Source organism: Paenibacillus amylolyticus (assembly GCF_036894225.1).
Lineage (GTDB): Bacteria > Bacillota > Bacilli > Paenibacillales > Paenibacillaceae > Paenibacillus > Paenibacillus amylolyticus.
The window spans coordinates 2959481-2984267 of record NZ_CP145892.1 but is presented as its reverse complement, the minus strand read 5'-3'; the positions used below and the strand labels follow the sequence as shown (position 1 = coordinate 2984267).

At 42.6% G+C, this 24787-nt stretch carries 21 protein-coding genes; 5 read left to right on the top strand and 16 right to left on the bottom strand.

All coding sequences use genetic code 11. From position 1 onward, the window contains the following. Positions 1-331: 331 nt before the first annotated feature. From V6668_RS13510 to V6668_RS13500, 3 genes are all read left to right on the top strand, one after another. Positions 332-2674: a P-loop ATPase, Sll1717 family gene (locus V6668_RS13510; RefSeq protein ID WP_338708671.1), complete on the top strand. Its 2343-nt coding sequence runs from the start codon at positions 332-334 to the stop codon at positions 2672-2674. 313 nt (positions 2675-2987) lie between these two features. Further along, positions 2988-4112 (top strand): toll/interleukin-1 receptor domain-containing protein, encoded by a 1125-nt coding sequence (locus V6668_RS13505; RefSeq protein WP_338708670.1) that lies wholly within the window; start codon positions 2988-2990, stop codon positions 4110-4112. A gap of 80 nt (positions 4113-4192) precedes the next feature. Continuing rightward, a complete protein-coding gene (locus tag V6668_RS13500; RefSeq protein WP_338708669.1) occupies positions 4193-4675 on the top strand; it encodes a DUF4231 domain-containing protein in 483 nt (160 codons plus the stop codon). Positions 4676-4893: 218 nt separating this feature from the next. On the opposite strand, the gene V6668_RS13495 is transcribed toward V6668_RS13500, so the two are convergent. Then, entirely contained in the window at positions 4894-5070 is a 177-nt protein-coding gene (locus V6668_RS13495) for a hypothetical protein (RefSeq protein ID WP_338708668.1), read from the bottom strand. Between the two features lie 6 nt (positions 5071-5076). Beyond that, on the bottom strand, positions 5077-5259 hold the full coding sequence (locus V6668_RS13490; RefSeq protein WP_338708667.1) for a hypothetical protein: 183 nt from the start codon (positions 5257-5259) through the stop codon (positions 5077-5079). A gap of 390 nt (positions 5260-5649) precedes the next feature. Here V6668_RS13490 and V6668_RS32220 point away from each other — a divergent pair, with 390 nt between their 5' ends. Then, on the top strand, positions 5650-5808 hold the full coding sequence (locus V6668_RS32220) for an Imm53 family immunity protein (protein WP_422395257.1): 159 nt from the start codon (positions 5650-5652) through the stop codon (positions 5806-5808). Positions 5809-6072: 264 nt separating this feature from the next. Here the strand turns inward: V6668_RS32220 and V6668_RS13485 are convergent, their stop codons facing one another. The 3 genes from V6668_RS13485 to V6668_RS13475 all read right to left on the bottom strand — a co-directional run bounded on the left by V6668_RS13485 (position 6073) and on the right by V6668_RS13475 (position 10419). Then, positions 6073-7317 carry an aminopeptidase gene (locus V6668_RS13485; RefSeq protein WP_036608587.1) on the bottom strand — a complete coding sequence of 415 codons (1245 nt, stop codon included), beginning with the start codon at positions 7315-7317 and terminating at the stop codon, positions 6073-6075. Positions 7318-7555: 238 nt separating this feature from the next. Next, a complete protein-coding gene (locus V6668_RS13480; RefSeq protein WP_100528997.1) occupies positions 7556-9097 on the bottom strand; it encodes an acyl-CoA synthetase in 1542 nt (513 codons plus the stop codon). Between the two features lie 317 nt (positions 9098-9414). Beyond that, entirely contained in the window at positions 9415-10419 is a 1005-nt protein-coding gene (locus V6668_RS13475; RefSeq protein ID WP_338708666.1) for an aldo/keto reductase, read from the bottom strand. A 200-nt stretch (positions 10420-10619) separates the two neighbouring features. Between V6668_RS13475 and V6668_RS13470 the strand changes: the two genes are divergently transcribed. Beyond that, entirely contained in the window at positions 10620-11465 is an 846-nt protein-coding gene (locus V6668_RS13470; protein WP_338708665.1) for an AraC family transcriptional regulator, read from the top strand. Between the two features lie 68 nt (positions 11466-11533). Here the strand turns inward: V6668_RS13470 and V6668_RS13465 are convergent, their stop codons facing one another. The 11 genes from V6668_RS13465 to V6668_RS13415 form a co-directional block, all read right to left on the bottom strand. Next, entirely contained in the window at positions 11534-11932 is a 399-nt protein-coding gene (locus V6668_RS13465; RefSeq protein WP_047842725.1) for an Asp23/Gls24 family envelope stress response protein, read from the bottom strand. Between the two features lie 28 nt (positions 11933-11960). After that, on the bottom strand, positions 11961-13040 hold the full coding sequence (locus V6668_RS13460) for an AI-2E family transporter (protein ID WP_127546990.1): 1080 nt from the start codon (positions 13038-13040) through the stop codon (positions 11961-11963). A 35-nt stretch (positions 13041-13075) separates the two neighbouring features. After that, positions 13076-14545 (bottom strand): HAMP domain-containing sensor histidine kinase, encoded by a 1470-nt coding sequence (locus V6668_RS13455; RefSeq protein ID WP_338708664.1) that lies wholly within the window; start codon positions 14543-14545, stop codon positions 13076-13078. Beyond that, positions 14511-15218, bottom strand: coding sequence for a response regulator transcription factor (locus V6668_RS13450; RefSeq protein WP_338708663.1), 708 nt, complete (start codon positions 15216-15218; stop codon positions 14511-14513). Before V6668_RS13450 ends, V6668_RS13455 begins: the two co-directional genes overlap by 35 nt. A 215-nt stretch (positions 15219-15433) precedes the next feature. Then, the gene (locus tag V6668_RS13445; RefSeq protein WP_338708662.1) at positions 15434-16879 is read right to left on the bottom strand and encodes a 4-hydroxyphenylacetate 3-hydroxylase family protein; all 1446 of its coding nucleotides are present in this window, start codon (positions 16877-16879) and stop codon (positions 15434-15436) included. 173 nt (positions 16880-17052) lie between these two features. Then, positions 17053-19011, bottom strand: a complete 1959-nt coding sequence (locus tag V6668_RS13440) for an ABC transporter permease (protein ID WP_338708661.1) — start codon at positions 19009-19011, stop codon at positions 17053-17055. Continuing rightward, the gene (locus V6668_RS13435) at positions 18986-19756 is read right to left on the bottom strand and encodes an ABC transporter ATP-binding protein (protein ID WP_036608600.1); all 771 of its coding nucleotides are present in this window, start codon (positions 19754-19756) and stop codon (positions 18986-18988) included. The genes V6668_RS13440 and V6668_RS13435 overlap by 26 nt, the downstream gene beginning before the upstream one ends. A gap of 312 nt (positions 19757-20068) precedes the next feature. Continuing rightward, a complete protein-coding gene (locus V6668_RS13430; RefSeq protein ID WP_338708660.1) occupies positions 20069-21052 on the bottom strand; it encodes a sensor histidine kinase in 984 nt (327 codons plus the stop codon). Next, complete coding sequence (locus tag V6668_RS13425; RefSeq protein WP_036608604.1) at positions 21049-21753, bottom strand: response regulator transcription factor; 705 nt, start codon at positions 21751-21753, stop codon at positions 21049-21051. The genes V6668_RS13430 and V6668_RS13425 overlap by 4 nt, the downstream gene beginning before the upstream one ends. A 41-nt stretch (positions 21754-21794) precedes the next feature. Then, complete coding sequence (gene nagZ / locus V6668_RS13420; protein ID WP_243391426.1) at positions 21795-23135, bottom strand: beta-N-acetylhexosaminidase; 1341 nt, start codon at positions 23133-23135, stop codon at positions 21795-21797. 398 nt (positions 23136-23533) lie between these two features. Continuing rightward, complete coding sequence (locus V6668_RS13415) at positions 23534-24637, bottom strand: NADH:flavin oxidoreductase (RefSeq protein ID WP_338708659.1); 1104 nt, start codon at positions 24635-24637, stop codon at positions 23534-23536. Positions 24638-24787 lie beyond the last annotated feature (150 nt).

Below are 24787 nucleotides of genomic sequence, written 5' to 3'. Positions count from 1 at the left end.
ATGTGACCCTTCCCGATTAGTGATCTTGATTGTCTCAATTTTTCTGCTCTATATAACAAATACCAAAACCTAAACGACCATTCCCCCGTAGAATACTGAGAGAAAATTCATTTAGTGCTTATACTATTAGTAACAGTCTAGCTTAAACTAATTTTGCATATAGAGCTTTATATCAATTTATATATAAATTTTAAACGAACAAAGTTAACTTGCACAAATTTTGTTAACATTCAAATGTTTTCAAATTAAGTAGAGAAATATATCAACCCTATCTAAGAAAAAGTGTTAAAATATTCTAAGAATAAATTATATAAATCGAGGTGAAAGAATTTTGAAGAAAAAAAAAGCATTTTACGCATATTCTAGTAGTAGTTCTGAACACATAATTAAAGCTATCGCAGAAATTAATGAAGTATCTAATGAAGTAAACATTACATCATGGGAAGATTTTTCAATCAGTGGTAAACCCATTATAACTAACATTTTAAAAGCAATTGATGAATGTGACTTGTTCATGTGTGATCTGACGTATTTGAACAATAACGTATTGTATGAGCTTGGTTATGCAATAGCTAAGAAAAAGGCTATTTGGATTTCAGTTAATTCAACCCATACTAATGCTGCTACCAACTATAAGATGTTTAATCTTATTACTGGAATTGGGTATTCTGTATATCAAAATGCAATTGAACTTCAATCAATTTTTTATTCAGATATTCCTTATGAACATACAGATAAGCCAACCATAATTTTCAATGATCCTGATATTAACCGTAATCTCTTATACTTAAAGTGTGAGGCAGGGACTAGTTCTTCTAGCTTACTACATACATTAGTTCAAGAAAAATCCAAGCTTCCAGTAAAAATTGACGATCTTTCTGAGGCAATTCAGCCACTAAATTGGTACCTTAAGTTTCTCCCTCATTCATTTGGAGTGATTATACATTTCCATAAACAAAATAGTGAAATTGAAGGAGAGCATGATTTGGCGCGAAAATCAATGATAGCAGGTCTTGCAAAAGGACTTAAAATTCCTTTTATATTACTTGCTCATCATCCTTTTGTAGCTCCTCTTGATTATCATGAAGATGTTAAAACTCACTCCACTCCATCTCAGTGTGAAGAGATTGCTAGAGAGTGGTTGTCACCTTTAATTGATGAATACCAAACTATGGTGGACGAACATAAAACCTTCAAAGCTGACCAGTCTGCAGTTGGTCAGTTGAACAACCTAATAGTTGGCGACTATGTAGCAGAAAATGAGTCAAAAGATTTAACAGAATATTTTCTCGAAACTGCAGAATATAATGAAGCACTAAAAGCCCAACAAATATTATTCGTTGGACGAAAGGGAACTGGGAAAACAGCAAATTTAATAAAACTTAAGAAGACTCTATCTGATGACAGAAGGAATTTTGTAGTGTCTATTCAGCCACAAGGTCATGAGTTTGAGGGTGTCCTTGATATTATGGAACAACTTCGTGCTAACTCAGAGCAAGGAAATTTTATTGAGAGTATTTGGAAATACCTTATATATACTGAAATTTCAAAACAATACTATGAATGGCTGGATAGTCAGCCTTTACATTACGAGAAGACAAAGGCAGAAGAAGAGTTTGAATTATATGTTAGTAACAATTCTCGAATTATAAATGCAGATTTCACATTGAGATTAGAAAATGCAGTTAAGGAACTAAAAAAAGTTAACGTCGGAGACAGTATTGATGAGCAACGAAAAAAAATAAGCGAATACTTACACTCTAGTATGCTTACACAACTAAGAAGACACTTAGGTTCTACCCTTCAAAGAAAGGAAGGTGTAAAAATATTAATTGATAATTTAGATAAAGGTTGGAATGATAGTGCAAATCTTAGTAGTTTAAGCGATTTATTATTAGGATTGCTTAATGTTGTTCAAAAAATCACTTCTGAATTCCAAAGAAACACTTATAAACATGAGCCTGTAAATGTATCATTAATCGTATTCTTAAGAAGTGATATCTTCTCAAGAGTAATGAGCTTAACACCCGAGCGGGATAAAATCGCAACTAAACATCTAGATTGGACGGATTCACAACTATTATTTCGAGTAATTGAAAAAAGAATTAATTATAGTAGTAATGGAATTACTAGCCCAGATTCATTCTGGAATGACTACTTTTGCAGTACAGTAAAAGGAAAACCGCTAAGAAAGTATATACAAGAATTAATTATACCACGACCGCGAGACATCATATTCTTATTTAAAATGGCACTTCAAGAGGCTTTAAACAATAACCATAGCAAGGTAACTGAAGCAGATTTCATTGCGGCAGAATATGCATATTCTGAGTATGCATTTAGTTCTTTGCTTCCTGAGAATGGAAAGAGAATAAGAAACTTAGAAGCTATTCTTTTTGAATTTGCAGGGCAATTTGAAATAATCAACCATGAGGAACTATTGCATTGTATTACTATGGCTACGGAAGCTCCTAATGAATTAATAGAGATATTATGTGAAATAACTTTTATCGGTCAGGAGACAATGCCCAATAAATTTGAATTTTTCAGTGAGAAGAGACCTTCCCAAATTACTAATAAGCTAGCTCAGAAATTTGCTGAGCGCTCAGGTAAACCTAAAAGGTATAAAATTAATCCTGCATTTCATGAATATTTAGGAATATCAAAAGAATAAACCATATTTTGGTCTTTCACCTTATATCATAAAATATAAGTGAGTGTTTCGTTAAACGGCCGAAACAACTTGTTAAAATTTGAACTTTACTCCTTTATTAGCTATGTCTTACAAAGTAATAAATTCAGTTTTCAAGGTGATTCTTAAGTAGTACCATAATGAACGGCAAAATATAAGCCACAGGTCACCTCAATAAAAATATTATAACTTGCTAAATCCTAGTCTCTGACAGAAATCGCGAAGGTATTATTCCATGTAATTTTTGATGAGTGTCTTTTATCTTAACTTTTGATGCAAGGAGCCCTACTAAAAGATGAAAAAACCAACCATTTTTTTTAGCCATTCTAGTAAAGATAAGGAACCAATGCTTGAAATCAAAACCAAATTGGATTCCATTACTGGTGGAGTACTGGATATTTTCCTTTCAAGCGATGGTGAAAGCATCCCCTTTGGAAGTAACTGGGTACACAAAATTGAAGACGGTTTAAAGCACGCTTCAGTGATGTTTGTGTTTGTGAGCCCTAATTCAATTTCTAGTAGTTGGATCTATTTTGAAGCAGGTTTTGCATACTCAAAAAGTATTGATGTTATCCCTGTAGGAATTGGCATTGATGTAGCCCTTTTAAAAGCACCTTTAAGCTTACTCCAAGGATTCAACATTACTTCAGGTGATGGGCTTAATAATTTTATTTCAGTAATAAACAAAAAGTTCGAATATCGCTTTAAAGAGAGTTTTTCAGATGTTGATTATGCGAATATGCTTGCTTATCAGAATGGATCGTCTGTATTTGATTTGCGAGATGTTTTTAATACGATTCATTATGAATTGCTAACAGAGTACGGGGATGGGAACGGCGGAAAAGTTACATATAACGTCGAATTGTATTTCGAGAACATAAAACAATACCTTATTACGCACAATCTAAGGTACGCATACGCCCCGAATAAAGATAAGTTAACTATTCTAGTGTATGGAATCAAAATAATCTACACAATTGGGAAAAAGCAAGATGAGAAAGGTTCCATATATCAAAGTGAACTGGGTAAAGTTACTTTTATTATTTCTCCTTATAATTTCGAGAAATCATTCAATCTGTTTTTGGAACTCTCTCAGTTATTTTCGGAAAAAGACTGGATTTACCTTAAATTCGGTACTAAACAAGGATATTCTTTCATAACGCAAGACGAGCATCTAGCTTCTGTCTTCTCTATGTATCCAGATGAGTTCGGATTTGCTGAGGATCGTGTTGGAGTCTTTACTTATCTTGATAAAGATATGAGGTTCATAATATATGACCAAAATAATAGGACTTCGAGAGAAAGAAAATATATTCTTAATTTATCCTTTAATCCTCATAATATAGTCTACCGTGATATTCAGAATTTCTTATATTCGTTAGTTCAAAAAGAGGTAATTCATAATCTTAATCAGAAATAATATTAAATAATTGGCTTTTTAGTAGCAGCACAACACATAGAATAATTTTTTTGACAATATTCTAAACTAAGGGGTGATTTATGGATATTCTACAAGAAGAGTATATCAGCCGGAGATTAGAGGGACAAATCAATTGGTATGACCGTATGAGTATGTCTTGCCAGAGTAAATATAAATGGTGGAAAGTTGGAGAAATTGTTGCAGCTACTCTTATACCAGTTTTAACAAGCTTAACAACCAACAATCAGTGGATTGTGATTATAATTGGTGTGTTGGGCGCAGGTATAGCATTTGTGGAGGGCCTTTTAAGTTTGCAAAAATACCATGAAAATTGGATTGAATATAGAAGTGTATGTGAAACACTTCGTCAAGAAAAGTATATGTTTCTTACTAGGACCGGAATTTATAGCGTTTCAGAGACTCCATTTCAACTATTGGTCGAACGGGTTGAGAGTGTTGTTTCTAAAGAAAATGTTAATTGGGCCAATTTGCATTCTAATGAACAAAGAAGTCAATACCAGAAACCAACAAATTCTACTCAGATTGATTTGACGGATCCATGATATCATGGAAAACTTCTATTTTACGTAGTTTTCATGAGAAAATATAGGCTCCAAAATTTGAAGATTTACTAAAAGGCGGGCCTTATCTGGCTAGATAAATAACAGGTACTTCTAATTATTTGTTGCTTCCTACTCTCATTCGATTCCGGTATGGTATCTAATCGCCTTTCTAGCATCATATGTTAATTAAAAACGTACTTGTTAGAGTACGTCGTTACTCAAACTAAAACGTGTAATTCTTTTAGTAATGCTTCAGCAAACTTGATAATATCTTCTTGCTGTTCATCCGTTGCATTTTCCATTACTGCTGTACATGCAGGCTGCAGATTTAATAAGAAAAGGATATGTATTCCGATTGCCCGTGCTATTACCTGATGCTTCTCAATTTCATCCAAACATTCTTACAGATAAATGCTTCTGTACCATTTACATACAGCTGCAATCCCCAGGACAACTCCCTTAGGCAGATCGATTGGATCTTTCATAATCAGAATTCCTTCACCTGTGGCAATGCTAAACAAGTCACCTGATTTATATTGGTTGACCAACGCCAACGCTTTATCCAGTATATATGATGTTATCATAATATCCCGCTCCCTATGATCAATGTGGCTTTTATTTATAGTACTAAAGGATCTTGTGAATAATGATTGAAGTTTTAAACGCATAATTTATCTCTCGCCTACAAGGACTATTTTATTAAATCTGACTACACTATTAAACATATTCCTGTCCAGATAAACACCTATTCGTTAGGACACCCCCCCTTCTATCGAGACGACATCAATAACAAAATGGTATTGGTACATACATAAAATCCTTACAGAATGCAGGTTATTAAATTTTGATCTTCCAACTTTTCTGCATACGAAAATGGATAGGCAAAAAAAAAGAACCTACTACAGTAAATAGGAACTTAGAACTATAAATTTAATATTATGTACTCTCTCTCTAACATCTAACGTTACAGAAACTTGACTGATACTTATTTAGAAGAAGTACTTTTTGAAACGATTGAAGAAGATTGGTTCTACTATATTGTAAGGGTTGATGTGTTTCACGGCGCTGGTGGAGCAACAAATTTAGAATATATACTAGATTGCTTCAAAGATTGGTCTTCAAATCAGGAGTAAAACGAATTCCCTCCAGGTTCACACAGCTTGTAATGTCCAGGTAGGATATTAATTGCTAGCGCTTATATTAGCGCATTTTGGAATGTAATCAATTGGAGCGAGGTAAATAAGCATTACGAATTGGCAATCAAACAAAGCATTGATTCCAACTTCATCATTTCATAAATTCAAGTCTTCAACTATGCTGCTAAGCGTATGACCAAAAGGAGAAGAGCAACCTCATTAGAGATTGCTCTTCTCCTTTTTCACTACTCATATTAGAAATTAAAATGCCCAGTTGCCTTTGCGGAACACCGGTTCGATCGTACCATCCTGTAACTCACCATCGATATCCAACTCAGCGGAACCGATCATGAAATCAACGTGAGTCAAGCTCACATTGCATTCATGCTTCAGCAACTCTTCGTTAGACATCGTTGTGCCATCTTTCATGTTGAATGGATACGCACTTCCCACAGCCAAATGGCAGGATGCATTTTCGTCAATACCCGTATTGTAGAAAATGCGATTCAGGTTGGAGATTGGGGAGTCATGTGGTACGAGTGCGACCTCACCCAGATAACGTGCTCCTTCATCGGTGGCAAACAGGTTCTTCAAATGCTCTTCACCGGATGCTGCCGTAAACGCTACAACCTGTCCATCCTTGAATGTGATTCTCATCTGGTCTACAAGTTGTCCGTTCAGGTTCAAAGGCATGGTACTGCTGACATATCCATTCACTCCGCTGCGTTTAGGCATGGTGAATACTTCTTCAGTTGGCATATTGGCAACGGTGTATACACCTTGTTTATTTTCGCTACCACCGCCACCCCAGATGTGGTTGTGGACCAATTCAATTTTCAAATCTGTACCTGGCGCACGGTAATGCAGGCTCTTATAGTTCTTTTTATTCAGGAGATCACTCATGGTATTCAGGGTATCCAGATGTTCTCTCCAATTTTGTACGGCGTCTCCGCCATCTACACGGTTCATTTTGAAGATCGTTTCCCACATCACGTTGATTCGGTCTTCTTCCGGGATGTCGGCAAATACTTTGTTCGCCCAGGCCTTGGTCGGTGCTTTGATCAGACACCAGCTAATTTCATGGTTGCGTGTGTATTTGGCATATCCGCGACGTGCGTGTGCAGCTGCCTTGGTAGCACGGGAAACGCTGTCGGAGTCAATTCCGTTATACAGTTCAGGATCTGGAACTTTGATCGTCAGGGTAGCGCCGCCTGCTTCTGCAAACTTCTCCATCATATCCGCTTTCCACGCTGGATAATAGTCAAAGCTGTCATTGGAACCATGCTCAAAACGACTGCGGGTAATGTTGTCGTCATCGAAGTCCACCTGTACATAGTTTGCACCAGCCGCATAGGCTTTTTGCACAATCAGACGTGTGAATTCAAGCGTTTCGATGGGGGCAGTGACGAGCAGATCCTGTCCTTTTTGAATATTCACGCCAACTTTAACAACTAGTTCTGCGTATTGTTCCAATGACTTTTCAAAGGTCTGTTCAAATTGACTCATGGTTGTGTTCACTCCTGTTTCATATATTATGGCATGGTTTGCAAACTTGGGATCTGTTGAGTGGCCGTTACAGCGAAGGATCGTTCTTTAGATCGTCGTTGTCTCCAAATTTTCTTCATCGTATTTTTCAAAGGTTAAAATTCGGAGACAAATACGACCGCTTTCGATTCTGCAGAATCGATTCCTTCTCTTTCACTACGCAGGCACAATCCCCAAAATTCCATCTATACAAAATGATCTAACTATTACGTTTTTCTTGTTCGCGCAGTTCGATCCGGCGGATTTTACCAGAGTTGGTCTTTGGCAGATCCGTAACAAATTCGATCTTGCGTGGATATTTATAAGGTGCTGTAATTTCCTTGACGTGGTGTTGCAGTTCACGCATCAGTTCCGGTGAAGCCAGTGAATCGTCTCTCAACACGACAAAAGCTTTTACAATATTGCCACGGATCTCATCCGGACTTGCAACCACCGCACATTCCTTCACACTGGCGTGTTTCATGAGTGCTTCTTCCACTTCAAATGGTCCAATCGTGTAACCCGAACTGATGATGATGTCGTCACTGCGACCTTCAAACCAGAAGTATCCTTCTTCGTCTTTGCGTGCACGGTCCCCTGTTACAAAATAATCGCCACGCTGACTCGCTTCCTTCCGTCCCTCATCCTGATAATAGGACCGGAACAAAGCTGGCATCTCTTTGTGTACCGCGATATCTCCTACTTCACCCGGAGGCACAGGTTGTCCCTCATCGTCAATAATTTCAATCAATCCAGGTGTAATTGACTGACCCATCGAGCCAATACGTACAGGCGCATCTTTGAGACTGCCGATTAACAACGTGCTCTCGGTCTGTCCATATCCGTCCCGAATAGTCAGGTCAAAATGACGCTGGAAGATTTCAATAACTTCCTGATTGAGCGGTTCACCCGCTGAAACAGCACTGCGCAGATGAGACAGGTCATAATGTCCAAGATCATCTGCTTTGGCCATCAACCGATATTCTGTTGGTGTACAGCAAAGGACATTAATCTGATGTTCCTGCATCAGTTCCAGATAACGCTTGGGCTGGAATGATCCATTGTAGACCAGTCCAGTCGCGCCTCTTCCGAGTACCGACAGGAACGGGCTCCAGATCCATTTTTGCCAGCCAGGTGCAGCCGTTGCCCATACGGTATCTGAAGGTTGAATATCCAACCATAATGAAGAAGCGATCCGCAGGTGGGCATATCCCCAACCGTGGCTATGTACAACTCCTTTGGGATTACCAGTTGTGCCCGAAGTATAAGCAAGGATAGCCGTATCATCACGATGAGTCTCCACCGCAGCCATCTCTTCGGGTTGATTCTGCATTAACTGATGCACATTGACCCAACCTTCAGCAGGTACGCTAACTTCTTCATTCGGTGATGCCACGATGCGATATGCCAGTGACGGCAGATCCGCGTCCATCTTTTCCACTTCTGAGGTCGTCTCGGACCATACAATAACAGCCCGCGCCTCAGAGTGACGCAGACGATATTCCAGATCTTTTGCCCGTAACATCTCGGAGGAAGGAATAACGGCAATCCCCAGTTTAAGACAAGCAATATAAATGACATAGGCAATAATACGGCGTGGTACCATGACCAACACCCGATCACCCTTCTCTAGTCCAAGTTCACGCAAACCTCCAGCAAGACGATTCGCCTGCTTGAATAATTCACCATACGTGATCTCTTCCAATTCTCGTTGATCGCTGAGCCATCTAAGTGCAATCCGGTCTGATGGATGATTCTCCATCTCGGATGTCAGGTTATAGCTTTCAGGCGAAATCCACTGTTCAAAGTTCAAATGGAGCCTCTCCTTCGTAGTTCAATTGTAAAGCTTCTATATATTATACCCTAAATCCTAGGACCAGGTGCTATGAACTAGGTTCATTCTGAAAAAATAAACATAGGTCAATTAATGAACTATTATAATAGATCTTATCCTATAAAGAAAATGACATATACAAAATGGCGCCTTCCTGATTGATCAGGTAGGCGCCATTTTCATTCTTCATTTATATTACATTAGTTTTACCTAACTATAATTTTCACACAGCTGTACTGTGTACGTTACCACGGATAATTACCCATTCCGTCCAAAATGCTTTCGATCTCATTCAACTCTTCCGTTGTCAGATCCGGTGCCTGAAGGGCAGCCATGTTTTCTTCAATCTGGGACACACGACTTGCACCAATCAGTGCAGAGGTTACACGGTTCTCACGCAAAATCCAGTTCAGAGCCAGTTGAGAGATCGTCTGACCTCTTCGTTCAGCAACCGCCTGAAGTGCATCGAACTTGGCAATCCGTTCGTCCGTGTAAGCTTCTTTTTTCAAATTGCCTGTTGGATTGGCTCGTTCTTCCTTGATCTTGTCGACATATTTATTCGTCAACTGACCGCGGCCAAGTGGACAGAATGCAATGGAACCTACGCCCTGCTCATCCAGTACGTCCTGCAAACCGTCTTCAATCCAGCGATTCAACATCGAGTAGTTTGGCTGATGAACCAGACATGGCGTACCCAGACGACGGAGAATGGTTACCGCTTCTTGTGTCTGTTCTGCATTATAATTGGATAAGCCCACATACAGTGCTTTACCTTGCCGCACGATATGATCCAATGCCGTCATCGTTTCTTCCAATGGCGTATCCGGATCTGGACGGTGATGATAGAATATGTCCACATAGTCCAACCCCATCCGACCAAGACTTTGATCGAGACTGGCAATCAGGTTTTTGCGGGAGCCCCACTCGCCGTAAGGTCCATTCCACATATGGTAACCTGCCTTTGAGGAGATGAGCAGTTCATCCCGGTAAGGACGCAGATGTTTTTTGTAAATCACGCCAAAGTTCTCTTCCGCTGATCCTGGAGGTGGACCATAGTTATTCGCCAGATCGAAATGGTTAATTCCGAGGTCAAAGGCACGCAAAATCATTTCTTCCTGAATATCCAATGTACGGTTGCCACCAAAGTTCTGCCATAAACCCAGCGCAATTTGCGGAAGTCTGATTCCGGATTTGCCGGAACGTACATATTTCATCTCATCATATCGTTGTTCACTCGCAGTATAGGGCATCGTTATTCTCACTTTCCTGTAAGGTTTGTTGAATTCATTTTCATCTTAGACATTTTCCTGGATAAACGATATGGCATTTCACTTTGAACATATGGAATAATGATTGTTATCTATATATACTAATGTTAAATAATTAATCTTTTCAACTATTTAGTATGTTAAAATGCAAGATGAGACGAAATCGTACAGGAGTGAATACCTTGATTACGTATATGTTCAAGAACAATCATTTTCAGGAGCTTCAGCTCCTACATTATGGCACGGAAGCCTGTACACCAGGTCACCACTTTGGCCCTGCCATGAGAGACTATTACAAAATTCATTATATTTTGAATGGCAAAGGCACCTTCGAAGTCGGTGGCAAAACATACACCCTGCACAAAGGCCAAGGATTTCTAATCGTTCCGCATTCTGTTGTTCATTACGAAGCAGATCAGGATGACCCATGGGAATACAGCTGGGTTGCTTTTCAAGGCAGCAATAGTTCCTCCTTTTTACAGCAGGCCTGTCTGTCGGAGCATCACCCGATCTTTGAGCTGGGCAATGAGGATGACGAGATGCGATCTTGCCTGCATCGAATGGTCAATTCCCGCAATACCCATAAAGGCTGGGAGATTAGCATGACTGGTTTACTTTATCAATTCTTCTCTATTTTGATCGATCAGGCCAATTCAGAGCATCTTCAACCCATTCAGGATTATTCGAAGGAAACGTACGTAACGCAGGTAATGGACTTCATTGAAATGAACTATGCCAATGCCATTACCGTTCAGTCCATCGCGGCCCATGTCGGTTTGCAGCGCAGTTATCTGTGCTCTCTCTTCAAGGACCAGATGGGAAGCAGTATTCAGTCGTATCTAGTTCATTACCGGATGCGCAGGGCAGCCGAACTGACGCTTGATCCCGGTCTGACCATTGGTGATATTGCCCGTTCTGTGGGCTATAACGATCAATTGCTTTTCTCCAAAATGTTCAAAAAAGTGATGGGTGAAGCTCCCACCTACTACCGCAAACATAAAACAGCACCCTCCCAGTTAAGTTGTTAATTGGGAAGGTGCTGTTTTTGCCAATCGTTTATCCTATAAACGTTATTCCTTACATTCTTTTCATTGGTTTATACCGTCTCCGGCATGGATATGCCAACAACTTGCACTTTGATTTCATCGACCATAACGCCGGCTAATTGCTCTACAGCCTGTTGAACATTATGTTGAAGTTCACGGCAGACCTCGTGCATTTTGTTGCCATATTGAATGTTGATGCGCAGCTGGATGGTTGCCTGATCGTCTTTGACGTGTACGTCAATCCCTTTTTGCAGACTCTTGCCGCTGATACTCTTGGCAATCCCTTCAGTCAGTCCAACGGACATAGAGGATACACCAGCCGTTGATTGAGCGGCCATCCCCACGATCTTGGATAACACATCGTTCGAGATGTGAATGGTACCCATTTGAACAGATTGAGGTGCGATATATTCAGGTTCATTGTATTGTTTTTCGATAATTTCAGACATGTGCTCCACTCCTTCGAATAATTAAATTCTATGCATTCTGCCATTTGTCCTTGAAGAACATGTTATAGATTCGAACCAAAAGAATTTTAACGATCATATAAACCGGGATAATAATCAGGATGGCAATAATTCCACCCAGGTCGCCTGCACCCAACACCAGAATGATGGTCGTGAGCGGGTGAATATCCAGCTTTTTGCCGAATACGTACGGTGCAACCAGGTTGTCCTGAATCTGCTGAGCAACAAGAATAATAATCAGAGACCAGATGGCAACTGATGGTGATACCACGAGACCCATGATCACAATAGGTACGGACGACACAATCGCTCCGATGAATGGAACAAAGTTCATGATGACCGCAATTACCGTGAGCAGTAATGCGTACGGCAGTCCAATGATCAAGAAACCGATATACATCAGTACACCCAGCGCCAGATTCACCAAAACTCTTCCCACAATAAAACCACTCAACGCCTGATCAATCTCAATTACGACTTCACGGCTGTCCTTTTGGAAGCGTTTTGGAGCGATATGTGCCAATTTACGACCAAATTTCTCGCCTTGTAACAGCATATAGAACAAAAGGATCGGTAGTGTAAACAAGATGATCGCAAAACTGGAAACGAGTGAGAAAAATCCACTTACATAGTTAGTTACAAAGTTAAATCCTTTGTTGATATACTCCGTGATCTGGGAGAAAGGTGTCGAGCCCTCAGGGAACAAGGCCTGAATGGCACCATTTTGCTCCAGCTCTCTCAGCTGTTCACTTAATGAATTAATTAAACTTGGTGCGTTATCAACCAGATTGATCAGTTGCTCACGTAACGATGGCCATAAACCAATGATGAAGAACACTCCCAGAATAGCAATAACCAGATAGATTAGCAAAATACTTAGCGTGCGATTTATTTTCTTTTTCTCCATATAATTCACAAGCGGCCTTAGCAGATAATAAAAGAACACCGACAACATCATTGGCACGGTAATGACCGTGATCATGGTGACGAGCGGCTGAAAGATGAAGCTTACACGTGATAATAAATAGATATTAACCAATATCAGCGCCAGTGCAATACTGAACCGGACAAACGTATTTACTTTGAACAAAATATTTCCCCCCACATGGACATTTCTTCTCTTATTTAATTTGGAATCTCAATGGTAAACACGGTGGTCTCTCGCCCACGCCGGGAAAGGATCAGCCGTCCGCCCATTTTCTCCGTATTACGTCGTGCGATGGACAAACCAAGTCCGGTGCCTCCGGTCGCTGTCCGCGCCTCATCCCCTCGTACAAACGGGTCAAAGATCGTTGACCATAGTTCTTGAGGTATGCCCACTCCGTTATCTGCCACCTCTATCACCACATGGGTATGAAGCGGAATGAGTTCGACCCGCAGTTCGGTCCCGATTGGATTATAAGACAGAGCATTGGTAATCAGATTCTGGATGACTCTGGATAACAGCTCCGGATCGTACCTCGCGTAGATCACCTCATCAGGAACAAGTACATGAAGGACAAACTGTTTCTGTTCAATCTCCCCATAAGTATCTGCCATAATTTCGCGCACGAATTCTCCAATCTCTCTTCTCTGAATATGCATGCGAAAATCGGGCGAATCCACCTTGAGCAGCTCCAGCATATTCTGTATCATGCGTGCAACTTGAACGGATTTGTTATAGATGTATCCCAGATATCTTTGCTGCCTGTCCTTGTCCTCCCCACGTCCTTCCACCAATGCCTGCGCATATCCCTGTATAGATGTTATCGGTGTCTTCAGATCATGTGATAAGTCTACAATCAGTCGCTGTTTGCTCTCTTCGGCGTAACGTTTCTCCGCAGAAGTGTTCTCAATGACGTCCGCCATGTAGTTGAAGGTCTCACCTATCTGGACAAATTCCCTCTCGGCTGAGATCGACATACGTGTACTATAATTTCCTTGTATCATCTGCGTAAGACCCGAGGAGAGGATACTGAGTGGTTTTTTGATTCTCCGTGCGACCCAGTAGCTGTAGACAAAGATCAATAATAAAACCAAACCGATGCCAATCATAATGTAAAAGGATAATGGATGTTTCAGATTAGTAATCAACTGATTATCATTAATTCGCACGCTGACCAGATCACGTGGGATTTTGAGCAATACATACGCTGCCGCTCCTTCTGTCGAGAGAGGAGTGATCGAATAATAGTATTCCTGGTCACTCCGATTTTCCAGTCCATCATATAGATCAGCTTCACTGTATTGCGTGATCGCATCTTGCTTGTCTCCCACATGATGAATGACATTGCGATTCGCATCCAGAATTTCAATCCAGCCCCCGCTATCCTTGAGACGTTGAATCTCTGTGTCTTTGCCTTTCGACACCGAACCTCCACCGGAATAAAATTCGTTCTCCAGCTCCTCCACATACATGTGGGCTTCAACATTCAGATTCGGGTCTACCACCTGATCCGAAATGCGAAAATCCACGACATCAAGTGAAACCATAAGGTACACAATCAATACCAGTAACAGCAAAAAGAAGTTGAACAGCAAGAAGTCCAAAGTCAGGGATGTCTGCAACAGTCGCTTTTCTCTAGCTTTCCATGGGCGCTTCAATTTTGTATCCAAGTCCCCTTATCGTTTTGAGATATTCCGGTTGTCTGGAGTCACGCTCGATCTTCTCCCGAATGTTGCTGATATGTACCATAATCGTGCTGTCCTCGTGCGCATAATAGTCGCCCCAGACCGCTTCGTATATTTTTTTACGGGTGAACACTCGGCCAGGTTGATCAAGCAACAATTCCATAATTTTATACTCTGTAGAGGTCAATGTTACAGGACTTCCTGAACGAAAAAGGATACATTGGGATCGATCCAGCGTCAGCTCACCTAATACCAGATTCTGTTCTTTCGCTTCGGGGATCTCCGCTGCATCAAATTGATTAACTCTTCTGAGCAACGCCTCTACTCTGGCGACAATCTCAAGCGGGTTGAACGGCTTCGATATATAATCGTCTGCCCCAAGTCCAAGTCCAAGGATTTTATCGTGATCCTGACTTTTAGCGGATAGGAACAGTACAGGCATGTGATATGTGGCTCTGATCTGTTTGATCAACTGCAATCCATCCATTACAGGCATCATGATGTCCAGTATGACCAGATCGATCTGTGTTGAACGTATGCTTTGTAATGCCTCGGCTCCATTCACCGCAGTTTTAATGGTATAGTCCTTCTCCAGATATAGTTGAAGCAGTTCAACAATCTCTGGTTCGTCATCTGCAATTAATACGGTGTATCTCATGTTATTCCTCTCATTTCCTATACTCTATGCCTATCTCTACATTATTACTATATACTACGTCTCTTAATTCAACCTAAATCATTTCTAAAGATAATCTAAATAAATAGAAATAGAGCCCTGGCTCAGACCAAGGCATTAACTAAAATAGGGCTGTTTTCAGCCTACATTCAAACTTTTCGTTCTTCATTCAGGCTTTTCAATCTTAGATCAACAGCTCAGTCCTTAAGCGAGCGTAGCCACGGCTCCACTTTTCCGAATAAACGTTCCTTGTCATACTGCACATATTGGTTCGCCCGATTGCGCACGGGATCACCCGCGTAGAAACGTTCATATAGATCATGCCTTGCTCCGAGTGGACTTCCGGTCAGCTCCCATGCGAGTTGAAAGAGTCGAATCTTCTCCGGGGCTTGCATCGTTACTCCACCAAGATATTTGCCAATCATGGAACCCATCATTTCATTCATCTCAATCGTACCAGAAGGAATCTGAATCAGACCACCCGCAGCAGTGGTCTTCAAAATCTCCACCGCGCGGGGATAATAGCGATTGCCCAGATTACGTGCGGTTTCAATATATTTGAATTCCGGCAGCCAGTTGCCAAATGCGTCCGGCTTGGACTGTGCTTCAGCAGCAATAATCAGTCCCTCGATAGTCTGCATCTGACTGATCAGCTCTCCAAGTTGTTCCTGCACATTCAGGAAAGAGTCCACCCCAATCTCCTTGGCAATGGATGAGGTCACGGCTGTAATAAACTCCAGTTTCGAGTGTAATCGAATGACACTCTGATGGTAGGCCAGACTGGCCGAAGCTGTATTGCAGCGAATCTGCCATACGGCTTCAGGGTTATTGTGCAGTAATACACGTTCCCAGGGCACAAATACATCGTCAAAAAATAATACAGCATCCATCTCATCATACTGCGCACTGAGTGGATGTGATTTATCTGTATTTTTTGTGGCAAAAGATTCACGACACATCATGTGCAAGCCCGGACTGTCCGCGGCTACAATTACCATATGGGCCAGCTCTGGCAGGTGGCCTGGAATTCGTTGAACGGGATAAGCAATGATATCATCGGCATAAGGCGCGGCTGTTGCCACCATTTTGGCCCCGCGTATCACAACGCCCTCTGTATTCCTTTTGACAATTCGCAGCATGGCATCCTCATCTTCACCAACAGGCAAGGAACGATTAATCTGCGGGTCACGCTGGACAATTGTCAGGAATGCATCGTTTCGTTTGGCTTGTGCAAAATAATCCGATATTTTGTCTGCAAATGCCGGGTCATGTGATGTCATTTCATGTCGTGTTGCATACCAACCGGTCAGCCTGGATCGGGCATAATCAGACAATCGGCTCATCACCCCATACGTCCGATCGGCCCACAGCCGAAAAGCATCCGCCCTGCTGTTTACGTCAGGAAGTGAACGAGGCACAAGAAAAGAGCGATGCACGTAACTTCCCGTCTGTTCGTCCCAATAGGCCACGGTTTCCCTTGTCACCGGGTCATCCACCAGATTGAACAATCCTTCTATGGTTTGAAGTGTTCCCTGAAAGGCCTGATGCCCAGTTACCTGGATACGCTCTCCGTCCAGCCATACATTCCGCTCATCATTCAGCCGTTGAATGTAAGCTTGTCCACGAGACATCGTGATACTCATGATATGTCCTCCCTCTCAGGCACCGGCCTGACATTTCTGTAACTCCATCCTTCTAACTGCTTGAGAAACTATGTAATGATACATTCTGTATCTAATGAAATAGTACTGTGCCTTAGCTAGAAAAGTCAACAGACACCGAGCGATCAGTCCGGTGTCTGTTGGGCCATGCTATTTTAGACTAATTTGGAATACATGTGACGCAGATACCGCCAGCGCACGAGTGCAAAATACAAAATCTGCATGGAAGCAAATACCAAGAAGATGCGCAGGCTGTATCCAAAGACCGAGAAATCAACCAGTTGCTGCAACGCCACAAAGGCAACCGAACTGTGGATGACCGCCACCAGAATCGGCAGGAAGAACATAAGCAATAGCTGCCTTGTTACGATCTTACGGAGTTCGGGACGACTCAGTCCCATTTTGCCAATCATGCGATACTGCGCTTCATCCCGTTCTAGATCTGCGTAAAGTCTGAAATACGTGAAACTTGCTGCAAAGGTGAAGAAAACAATGCCGATCAGGCCGCTCAAAATTAGAATGATGCCATTGGTCTGCTTGGAATTAAGCCAATCCACCACAAGCGCGCTGACCTCGTAATAACCTTTTTCGGAATGATCATCTTGAATGGATTTGATCAATTCAGGAGCAAAGCTGCGTGTACCCATCCAATCTTTCACGATAAATTGTATCGTTCGACTCGAATAGAAACCTTCAGGCATGCCAACTTCCTCGTTGTACGCAGGTCTCATCTTATTAAATAATTCGTCGGTTACGACGTAGAGATAAATTTCATATTGAAAAGGAATTACAATATCGGTACCAGGTGTCGATAGCTGGACAGGTACGCGCTGATTATCAACCTCCAGATTGATCTTTCCTCCCGAGGCTCCTTTTTCAACCTGTTCACGGTACTCCTTGCGCATCGCCAAATTGCTTGGTGTCATAAATGACTCATCGATTTGTTTCAACGTACGTTCTTCATACCCCAGTGCCTTCGCAAGACGGTTATAATCACTCAGTTTGATAATATTCCCATTATTATTTTCACCTATAGGAGCATAACTGCCCTTCACGTAGGGAACTTGATTATCAATCAACGTTTCTTCAATCTGCCGAATATGTCGCTCGGAGTTTGGAGTATACCAGTTATTCATATAACTGAATGCGTACGGATTCGACATGGACGACAACCCCGGGTCAGCAATAGCAAGCATGGTGCCAATTCCCGTAAATGAAGAAGCTGAAATGATACTTACCATGAAAAACATGATGGCGTTATCTTTCATTCGGTAGGTAAGTTCAGATAGGAAGAGCAGATTGGTTTTACGGAAAAACAACCTTGGATTTCTTTTCAGTGCCCGAATGATGTATACACTGAGCTGTGTGAACAGGAAGTACGTACCTGCAATAACAACCACGACACTTGCAAGTAATAACGGAAAGGAGAAGCTTATCCATACAAAAGTGAATACTCCTGCATAACCCCCGCCAATTAACAATACCGATAACAAGGCGAGCAGACGTGATGCTTTGGGTTCCGGTTTCGGTTTTTCCTCTGATTTCACAAGGTCAATGAGAGTTCCTTTGCGGATGAGCAAGGATGATGACATCGCGATCACAACAAACAGCAGCAGAAATGCACCTGCCGTCAGGGCAATGCTTTTTAGCGGAAAATAGAATCGAAGGCTGTTCTCAACAGCCAGCATGGAGCCACAGATCAGCAGAATCAATTTGCCGAAAATAATTCCGAGTCCGATCCCGGTAATGATGGAAGCTAATCCGATACACATGTTCTCCATAAACAGAAGCCGGTTCATCTGTTTACGTGTCATGCCAATGATCAGGAAAATACCAAATTCCTTCTTGCGCGTCTTCAGGAATGAACCAACGGAATAGAGCAGGAACAGGAATGAAAAGATGAATATAATGATCTCTGCAATCATAAACCCCTGATTCGCAAGCAACGTAACCGTCCCACTTGATCCCTTTAAGCCCGCTTTCAAGTCGGGATGGAACAGGAGCAATGCGTAAGTAAAAAAGATCATAACAGAAAATGTACTGCTCAGAAAATGAGCCAGATAAATTCGTTTGTTGCGAACAACGTTATTAATGGCGAACTGGCGAAAATTCATGTCCTGAACCTCCCATTAGGGATAATACATTAATAATCTTCTGGTAAAAGGCTGCGCGATTATCGCCGTAGTGAATCTCATTATACAGTTTGCCATCCTTGATAAAGACAACCCGACTGCAATAACTTGCAGCTACTGCATCATGAGTGACCAGCAGCATCGTAGCCTGATCCTCCTGATTGCGCGTTTCGAGAATCTCCATCACATCTCTTGCCGCCTTCGAATCCAGGTTGCCTGTTGGTTCATCGGCCAGAATCAGCTTCGGGGAATGGATAAGCGCTCTGGCAATGGCCGTACGCTGTGCCTGTCCTCCTGATATCTCATATGTCCGTTTGTTCAGAATACCTTCGATCCCCAGCTTGCTTGCCAGCTGTTCAACACGAGTGTTCATCTCTGCTAGCGAAACACCGTCAAGAGTCAGTGGCAGCACAATGTTTTCCTTGACTGTCAGGGTATTTAACAGATTGAACGATTGAAAAACAAATCCAAGCTCTTTGCGCCGGAACAGCGCGAGTTCGTCCTGATTCAATTCAAACGGATTCTTCCCTGCAATCCGCAGTTCGCCTGATGTTGGATGATCAATGGTTGAGATCATGTTCAGCAGTGTTGTTTTGCCACTACCGGATGGTCCCATGATGCCAACAAACTCACCTTCCTGAATACTGAGGTCAATACCTGATAACGCTTCATAAGATACGATGCCTTTGTAGATTTTACTGATCTGTTTCACAGAACAAATCTCCATGGTTACAACTCCTTAGTGATGTATGAATTCAAAATCAAGTTACATTCATGCTGTGTGCATGTGTATTGTGCGTGGCCTTTCCTGTACTCTTCTGACTACAGTCTATCGAAGTTTTGGCCATTCTCCTATGGTTTAACCTTTCACCAACATGACAATGTTGTAAGGTTGCATCATGAAAATCAAAAAGACGCCTTCGCCCCGATCAGGCAATAGACGTCTATACTTACACTTACACTGTAATATATACTCCACTCACACTTTTTCAACAAAAATACAGACCTCACGTCCCAATCTTATCTTCAACCTGTCACTTCAAGAGTTGAATGTAATTCGGACAGTCGTTCCTTCGCCGTACACAGATTCAAGATCAATCCGATGATTCATCCGTGTTAACACTTCTTTGGCAATATACAGCCCCATGCCTGTGGACTCTTTGAAATGCCGCCCGTTCTCCCCGGTGAAGAAAGGTTGGAATACCCGGTTTAGATCAGACTTCGGAATCCCGATGCCCTGATCCTGCACTTCCAACATGATAGAGCGTTCCGCTTCATATGCACGCACATAGATCTTCTGCCCGTTGCCCGCGGAGTACTTGATTGCGTTCGACAGTAACTGTACCAGGACAAACCGAATCCACTTGGCATCGGATTGTACAACCAACGAAGGTTCTATATGCATCTCTGGATAGACGTGATTGCGAATAAAGAATCGCTTGAGTTCATGGATCGCCTCTTCCCCAGCGGTCCTCAGTATCACGGGTTCCACACTGAAATCCTGCTCGAAGGTATCCAACCTGGCCACATACAGCACAGTCTCCAAACCTCGCCTCATCTGGTCCGCTTCCTCCCGAATGCTTACGAGCCGAGGATCATCATCTTCCTGACCTTCCACGGTCAACTCAATGACGGATAACGGTGTCTTCATCTGATGGACCCACTGGTTCATGAACGTCAGATATTCTTGCTGCCGTTGTTCCAGCCGATGAAGATGAGCATGATACTGGCCGTATTGTGAATCCAACAACTTCTCCAGCGCCAGTGATAAAGGACTTGTTTCGTTCAAGGGTACAAATTCCTTCAGCGAATCCATCGACCGTGACATCCGGGTATAAAAGGAGCGATGTGAATAATAACGATACACCAAATATCCGATGTATAAAAATAATCCCAACGCTACGGCATAAGCAGCCGTGACCCAATCGTTGTAACCGTCATACCAGAACACCGCAACAACGGTGAACAAGATGGCAACAACCCAGCACGTTAAAGCGAGATGTTCTCGTATAAACAATCTCATGATGGTGAAGCGGCCTTCCAGGTATTGTTCAATCGGTAACCCGAACCTCTGACCGTTTCCAGTGCGTCCGTAATACCAAGTTCGGCTAATCGTTTACGCACCCGAGTAACGTTTACGCTGAGTGTATTGTCATCCACAAAAGAGTCATCCCACAGCTTCTCCAAGATTGTCTCTCTGCTCACCAGCTTGGGACTGCGGCGGAGTAACGTTTCCAGCAGAATCGTTTCCTTCTTCGTCAGCTGTACTTTGCGATCACCAAGCTGAATCTCCAGTCTTTCCAAGTACACGACCAAACCGTCCAGTTCCACCTTGCGTTCTTCATCACGAGCAGCATAGTCCCCATATACCCGGCGCAGCTGACTTCGAATTTTTGCTATAACAATCTCATGCTCAAATGGCTTCGTAATATAATCATCCGCCCCGTTCTCCAGTGCCATGACCTGATCCATCTTCCCACTCCGTGCGGAGATAAACAAAATGGGGCATGTAGACAGCGTACGAATCTGGCGGCACCAATAGAAACCATCGTAACTGGGCAAGTTGATATCCAGAAGTACCACATGTGGCTGTACCTGCTCAAACTGTTGCACAATCATCTCAAAATCCTCGACCAGTACGGCCCGGTCCCCGTAGCGTTCAATATGTGATTTCAATAATCCCGCAATCTTGGGATCGTCCTCTATTATCATAATGGTATACATTATTGGATCTCACCTCTGGCAAAATCATAACACAGGATTTATTATCTAGCATCGATTTGCTTACGCCAATCCACAATATCTGCATTCAATTGCTTCAGGTCTCCGGAAGCTTTCTGATCATCGGATAACTTGTATTGTTGCTTCAATGCCAGGATACGATATACACTTTCATCAATTCGGGACTCGGTGATTTTGCCTGACTTTACTGCACTTATTAGCGTATCAAAAATCGTCTTGGCACTCTCATAACTGTGAGCTACCAACAGAATGTCACTTCCAGCTTTGACAGTTGCTAGGGCTGCCTGGTCCAACTTGTAGTTCTTCGCGATTGCACCCATACTCAGGTCATCTGTGATGACGACACCATCATAATTGAACTTCCCGCGCAAATGTTCACCTATAATGACATCCGATAAGGAAGCCGGATGATCCGGGTCCAGCTTCGGGAACAAAATGTGTGCAACCATGACCGCCTCTACCTGCTCCTTCACTGCGGCCTGGAACGGAATCCATTCAAGCTTGGCCAGTTGTTTTTCCGTTTTATTCACGACAGGGAGATCGAGATGGGAGTCCACGGACGTATCACCATGACCCGGAAAATGTTTCACTACCGGAATAATGCCTTCACTACGTAATCCCTTCATCTCTGCAATCCCCATACGTGACACCAGTTCTGCCGAGCTGCCGAATGAACGATCTCCAATCACCGGGTTCTTCGGGTTACTGTTCACATCCAGTACAGGCGCGAAGTCCATATTAAAACCCGCAAGCTGAACCTGTCTCGCCAACAATTCGCCCATCGTTTCAGCAAGCGCGCTGTCTTTCGTCTCGCCTACTTTTCTACTGGAAGGAATGGATTCCACCGTCTCTGGCATACGACTGACTTTGCCGCCCTCCTGATCCACACTCATGAAGATCGGTACCGGGTTGGACTGATTTACTTCCTTGATGGATTGTACAAACTTGGCTGTTCCCTCAAGTGTCGATACATTGTTGGCATAGAAAATAATGCCCCCTACCTTTTGATCCGTAATCATCTGTTTGGTTTGATTATCCAACGTTGTCCCTTGAACACCGGCCAGTATCATCTGTCCAATCTTCTCTTCTAACGTTAATGAACTGAGTTGCTCCTGCACCGGATCGACTTCTTCTTGCGGTTCCTCTTGCACTTCTTCCTGCGGTGGAACGGTATTCTGCTCCGGCGATGAGGAAGATTGCCCTGAGTTAGAGCCAGCGTTCGATCCGGTATTCGAGTCCGTTGAGGAGGAAGGTTTCTGTGCTTGGCCACATGCCGATAAAAGCAGAACGATCCCCAGCAGAAGACACATCATATGCAGTGGTTTTCTCCATTTATTGTTCGAGTTGTACCTATAGTTGTGCAAGGATATTCATCCTCCTTATGTAATGTCATCTTGGCAACCCTTGGGTTCAGGCCTAACCTTATCATAAGGTGGTGGATTTTCAAAATGAGCACTTCTGAGGATTGAATCGTTGTGATGACATATATGCAGCGAAAAAAATGGTTGCTATAGAACCTGAGATGTGGAACTTAATGGTGTTGTGACTAGGCGCGTGTGCGATGTATGTGGAGAATAAAAAGGAGTAACGGTGCAGAAAATGATTTTCTATTGTGAATTTTTCATATGTTGAAATTATTAGTATAGACAAATCGAAAAGCCGCCCAAAGGCGGCCTATTTGTTCGTTTTTGTTTTACTTTTCGTTGTAAATCGTTGCCGTTCAGTGTTAGTTCACCTTTCACCAAACGTTATTAGGCTTCTATTAATGGAGTGTTTGCAACACTTCTGTTGTAAATGGAATGATTTCGGATATGCGATCTTCACGAACTTTGGCAGGCCATTCCGGATCACTAAGCAGAACACGACCCAAGGCGATCAAGTCAAATTCATTGTTCTCCAACTTCTCATTTAATTGATCCAAATGGGCATCACCTGTTCCCTGGTTCTCGGTTGCTCTGTCTACGAATTCAGCTTCAAGACCTACCGATCCAACGGAAATAGCTGGTTTACCCGTTATTTTTTGCGTCCAACCCGCAAGATTCAGCTCAGATCCTTCGAATTCCGGTAACCAGAACCGGCGTGTAGAGCAATGGAATATATCCACGCCAGCAGTACTAAGTGGGGCCAAGAATTGCTCCAATTGTTCTGGCGTCTCCACCAGACGTGCCTCATAATTCCCCATCTTCCATTGGGAGAACCGGAGCACAATTGGGAAATCAGAACCAACCGCCGCACGACAAGCTTCAATCACTTCAACCGCAAATTGGGTTCGCCGTACCAAATCACCACCATAATTGTCGGTCCGTCGATTCGTCTGCTCCCAGAAGAATTGGTCAATCAGGTATCCATGGGCTCCGTGCAGTTCAATGCCGTCAAACCCGATTCGCTGTGCATCCGCTGCCGCTTGGGCAAATGCCTGTACAAGACCTTGAATCTCCTCTTCCATTAATGGTTCACGTGATGGTTCACCTGCCATGCTAACCCCTGACGGACTTACAGGCTCAGCTTCTGCGTTAGGCAAGTCACCGGAACGACGTGCTGTACCCACATGCCACAATTGTGGCATGATTTTGCCACCCGCTTCATGTACTGCTTTCACTACATTAGCCCATCCTTGCAACGAATCTTCACCATGGAATAATGGAATACTCGCTCCACTAACCGAAGATGGATGATTAATGCCTGTACCTTCCGTTATGATGAGCCCCACTCCACCTGCTGCTCTGCGACGATAGTATTCAGCAACTTCTGGTCCAGGTACGCCCTCTGGTGAGAATCCGCGAGTCATGGGTGCCATAACGATTCGATTAGACAATGTTAGCTTGTCCGAGGTGAAAGGTTTGAATAATGCTGAAGGTACGTTCATAGTACATTGCTCCTTTGCAATTGGAAGTGTGGAACTCCGCATCCACATGAAATGCGACATGCTTTTGTATATTGTAACACGTGTAATCCAGTTGACTGGTTTAGGATTATTTCTCTATCCATTTTATAGTTTCTTAATTTTATTTTCAAA

Coding starts and splice junctions, on each gene's coding strand:
- V6668_RS13490 (WP_338708667.1), bottom strand. CDS start 5,259: ATGATAACATCATATATACTGGATAAAGCGTTGGCGTTGGTCAACCAA.
- V6668_RS13425 (WP_036608604.1), bottom strand. CDS start 21,753: ATGTATACCATTATGATAATAGAGGACGATCCCAAGATTGCGGGATTA.
- V6668_RS13505 (WP_338708670.1), top strand. CDS start 2,988: ATGAAAAAACCAACCATTTTTTTTAGCCATTCTAGTAAAGATAAGGAA.
- V6668_RS13485 (WP_036608587.1), bottom strand. CDS start 7,317: ATGAGTCAATTTGAACAGACCTTTGAAAAGTCATTGGAACAATACGCA.
- V6668_RS13465 (WP_047842725.1), bottom strand. CDS start 11,932: ATGTCTGAAATTATCGAAAAACAATACAATGAACCTGAATATATCGCA.
- V6668_RS13440 (WP_338708661.1), bottom strand. CDS start 19,011: ATGAATTTTCGCCAGTTCGCCATTAATAACGTTGTTCGCAACAAACGA.
- V6668_RS13415 (WP_338708659.1), bottom strand. CDS start 24,637: ATGAACGTACCTTCAGCATTATTCAAACCTTTCACCTCGGACAAGCTA.
- V6668_RS13445 (WP_338708662.1), bottom strand. CDS start 16,879: ATGAGTATCACGATGTCTCGTGGACAAGCTTACATTCAACGGCTGAAT.
- V6668_RS13500 (WP_338708669.1), top strand. CDS start 4,193: ATGGATATTCTACAAGAAGAGTATATCAGCCGGAGATTAGAGGGACAA.
- V6668_RS13475 (WP_338708666.1), bottom strand. CDS start 10,419: ATGCCCTATACTGCGAGTGAACAACGATATGATGAGATGAAATATGTA.
- V6668_RS13435 (WP_036608600.1), bottom strand. CDS start 19,756: ATGGAGATTTGTTCTGTGAAACAGATCAGTAAAATCTACAAAGGCATC.
- V6668_RS13480 (WP_100528997.1), bottom strand. CDS start 9,097: ATGGAGAATCATCCATCAGACCGGATTGCACTTAGATGGCTCAGCGAT.
- V6668_RS13430 (WP_338708660.1), bottom strand. CDS start 21,052: ATGAGATTGTTTATACGAGAACATCTCGCTTTAACGTGCTGGGTTGTT.
- V6668_RS13450 (WP_338708663.1), bottom strand. CDS start 15,218: ATGAGATACACCGTATTAATTGCAGATGACGAACCAGAGATTGTTGAA.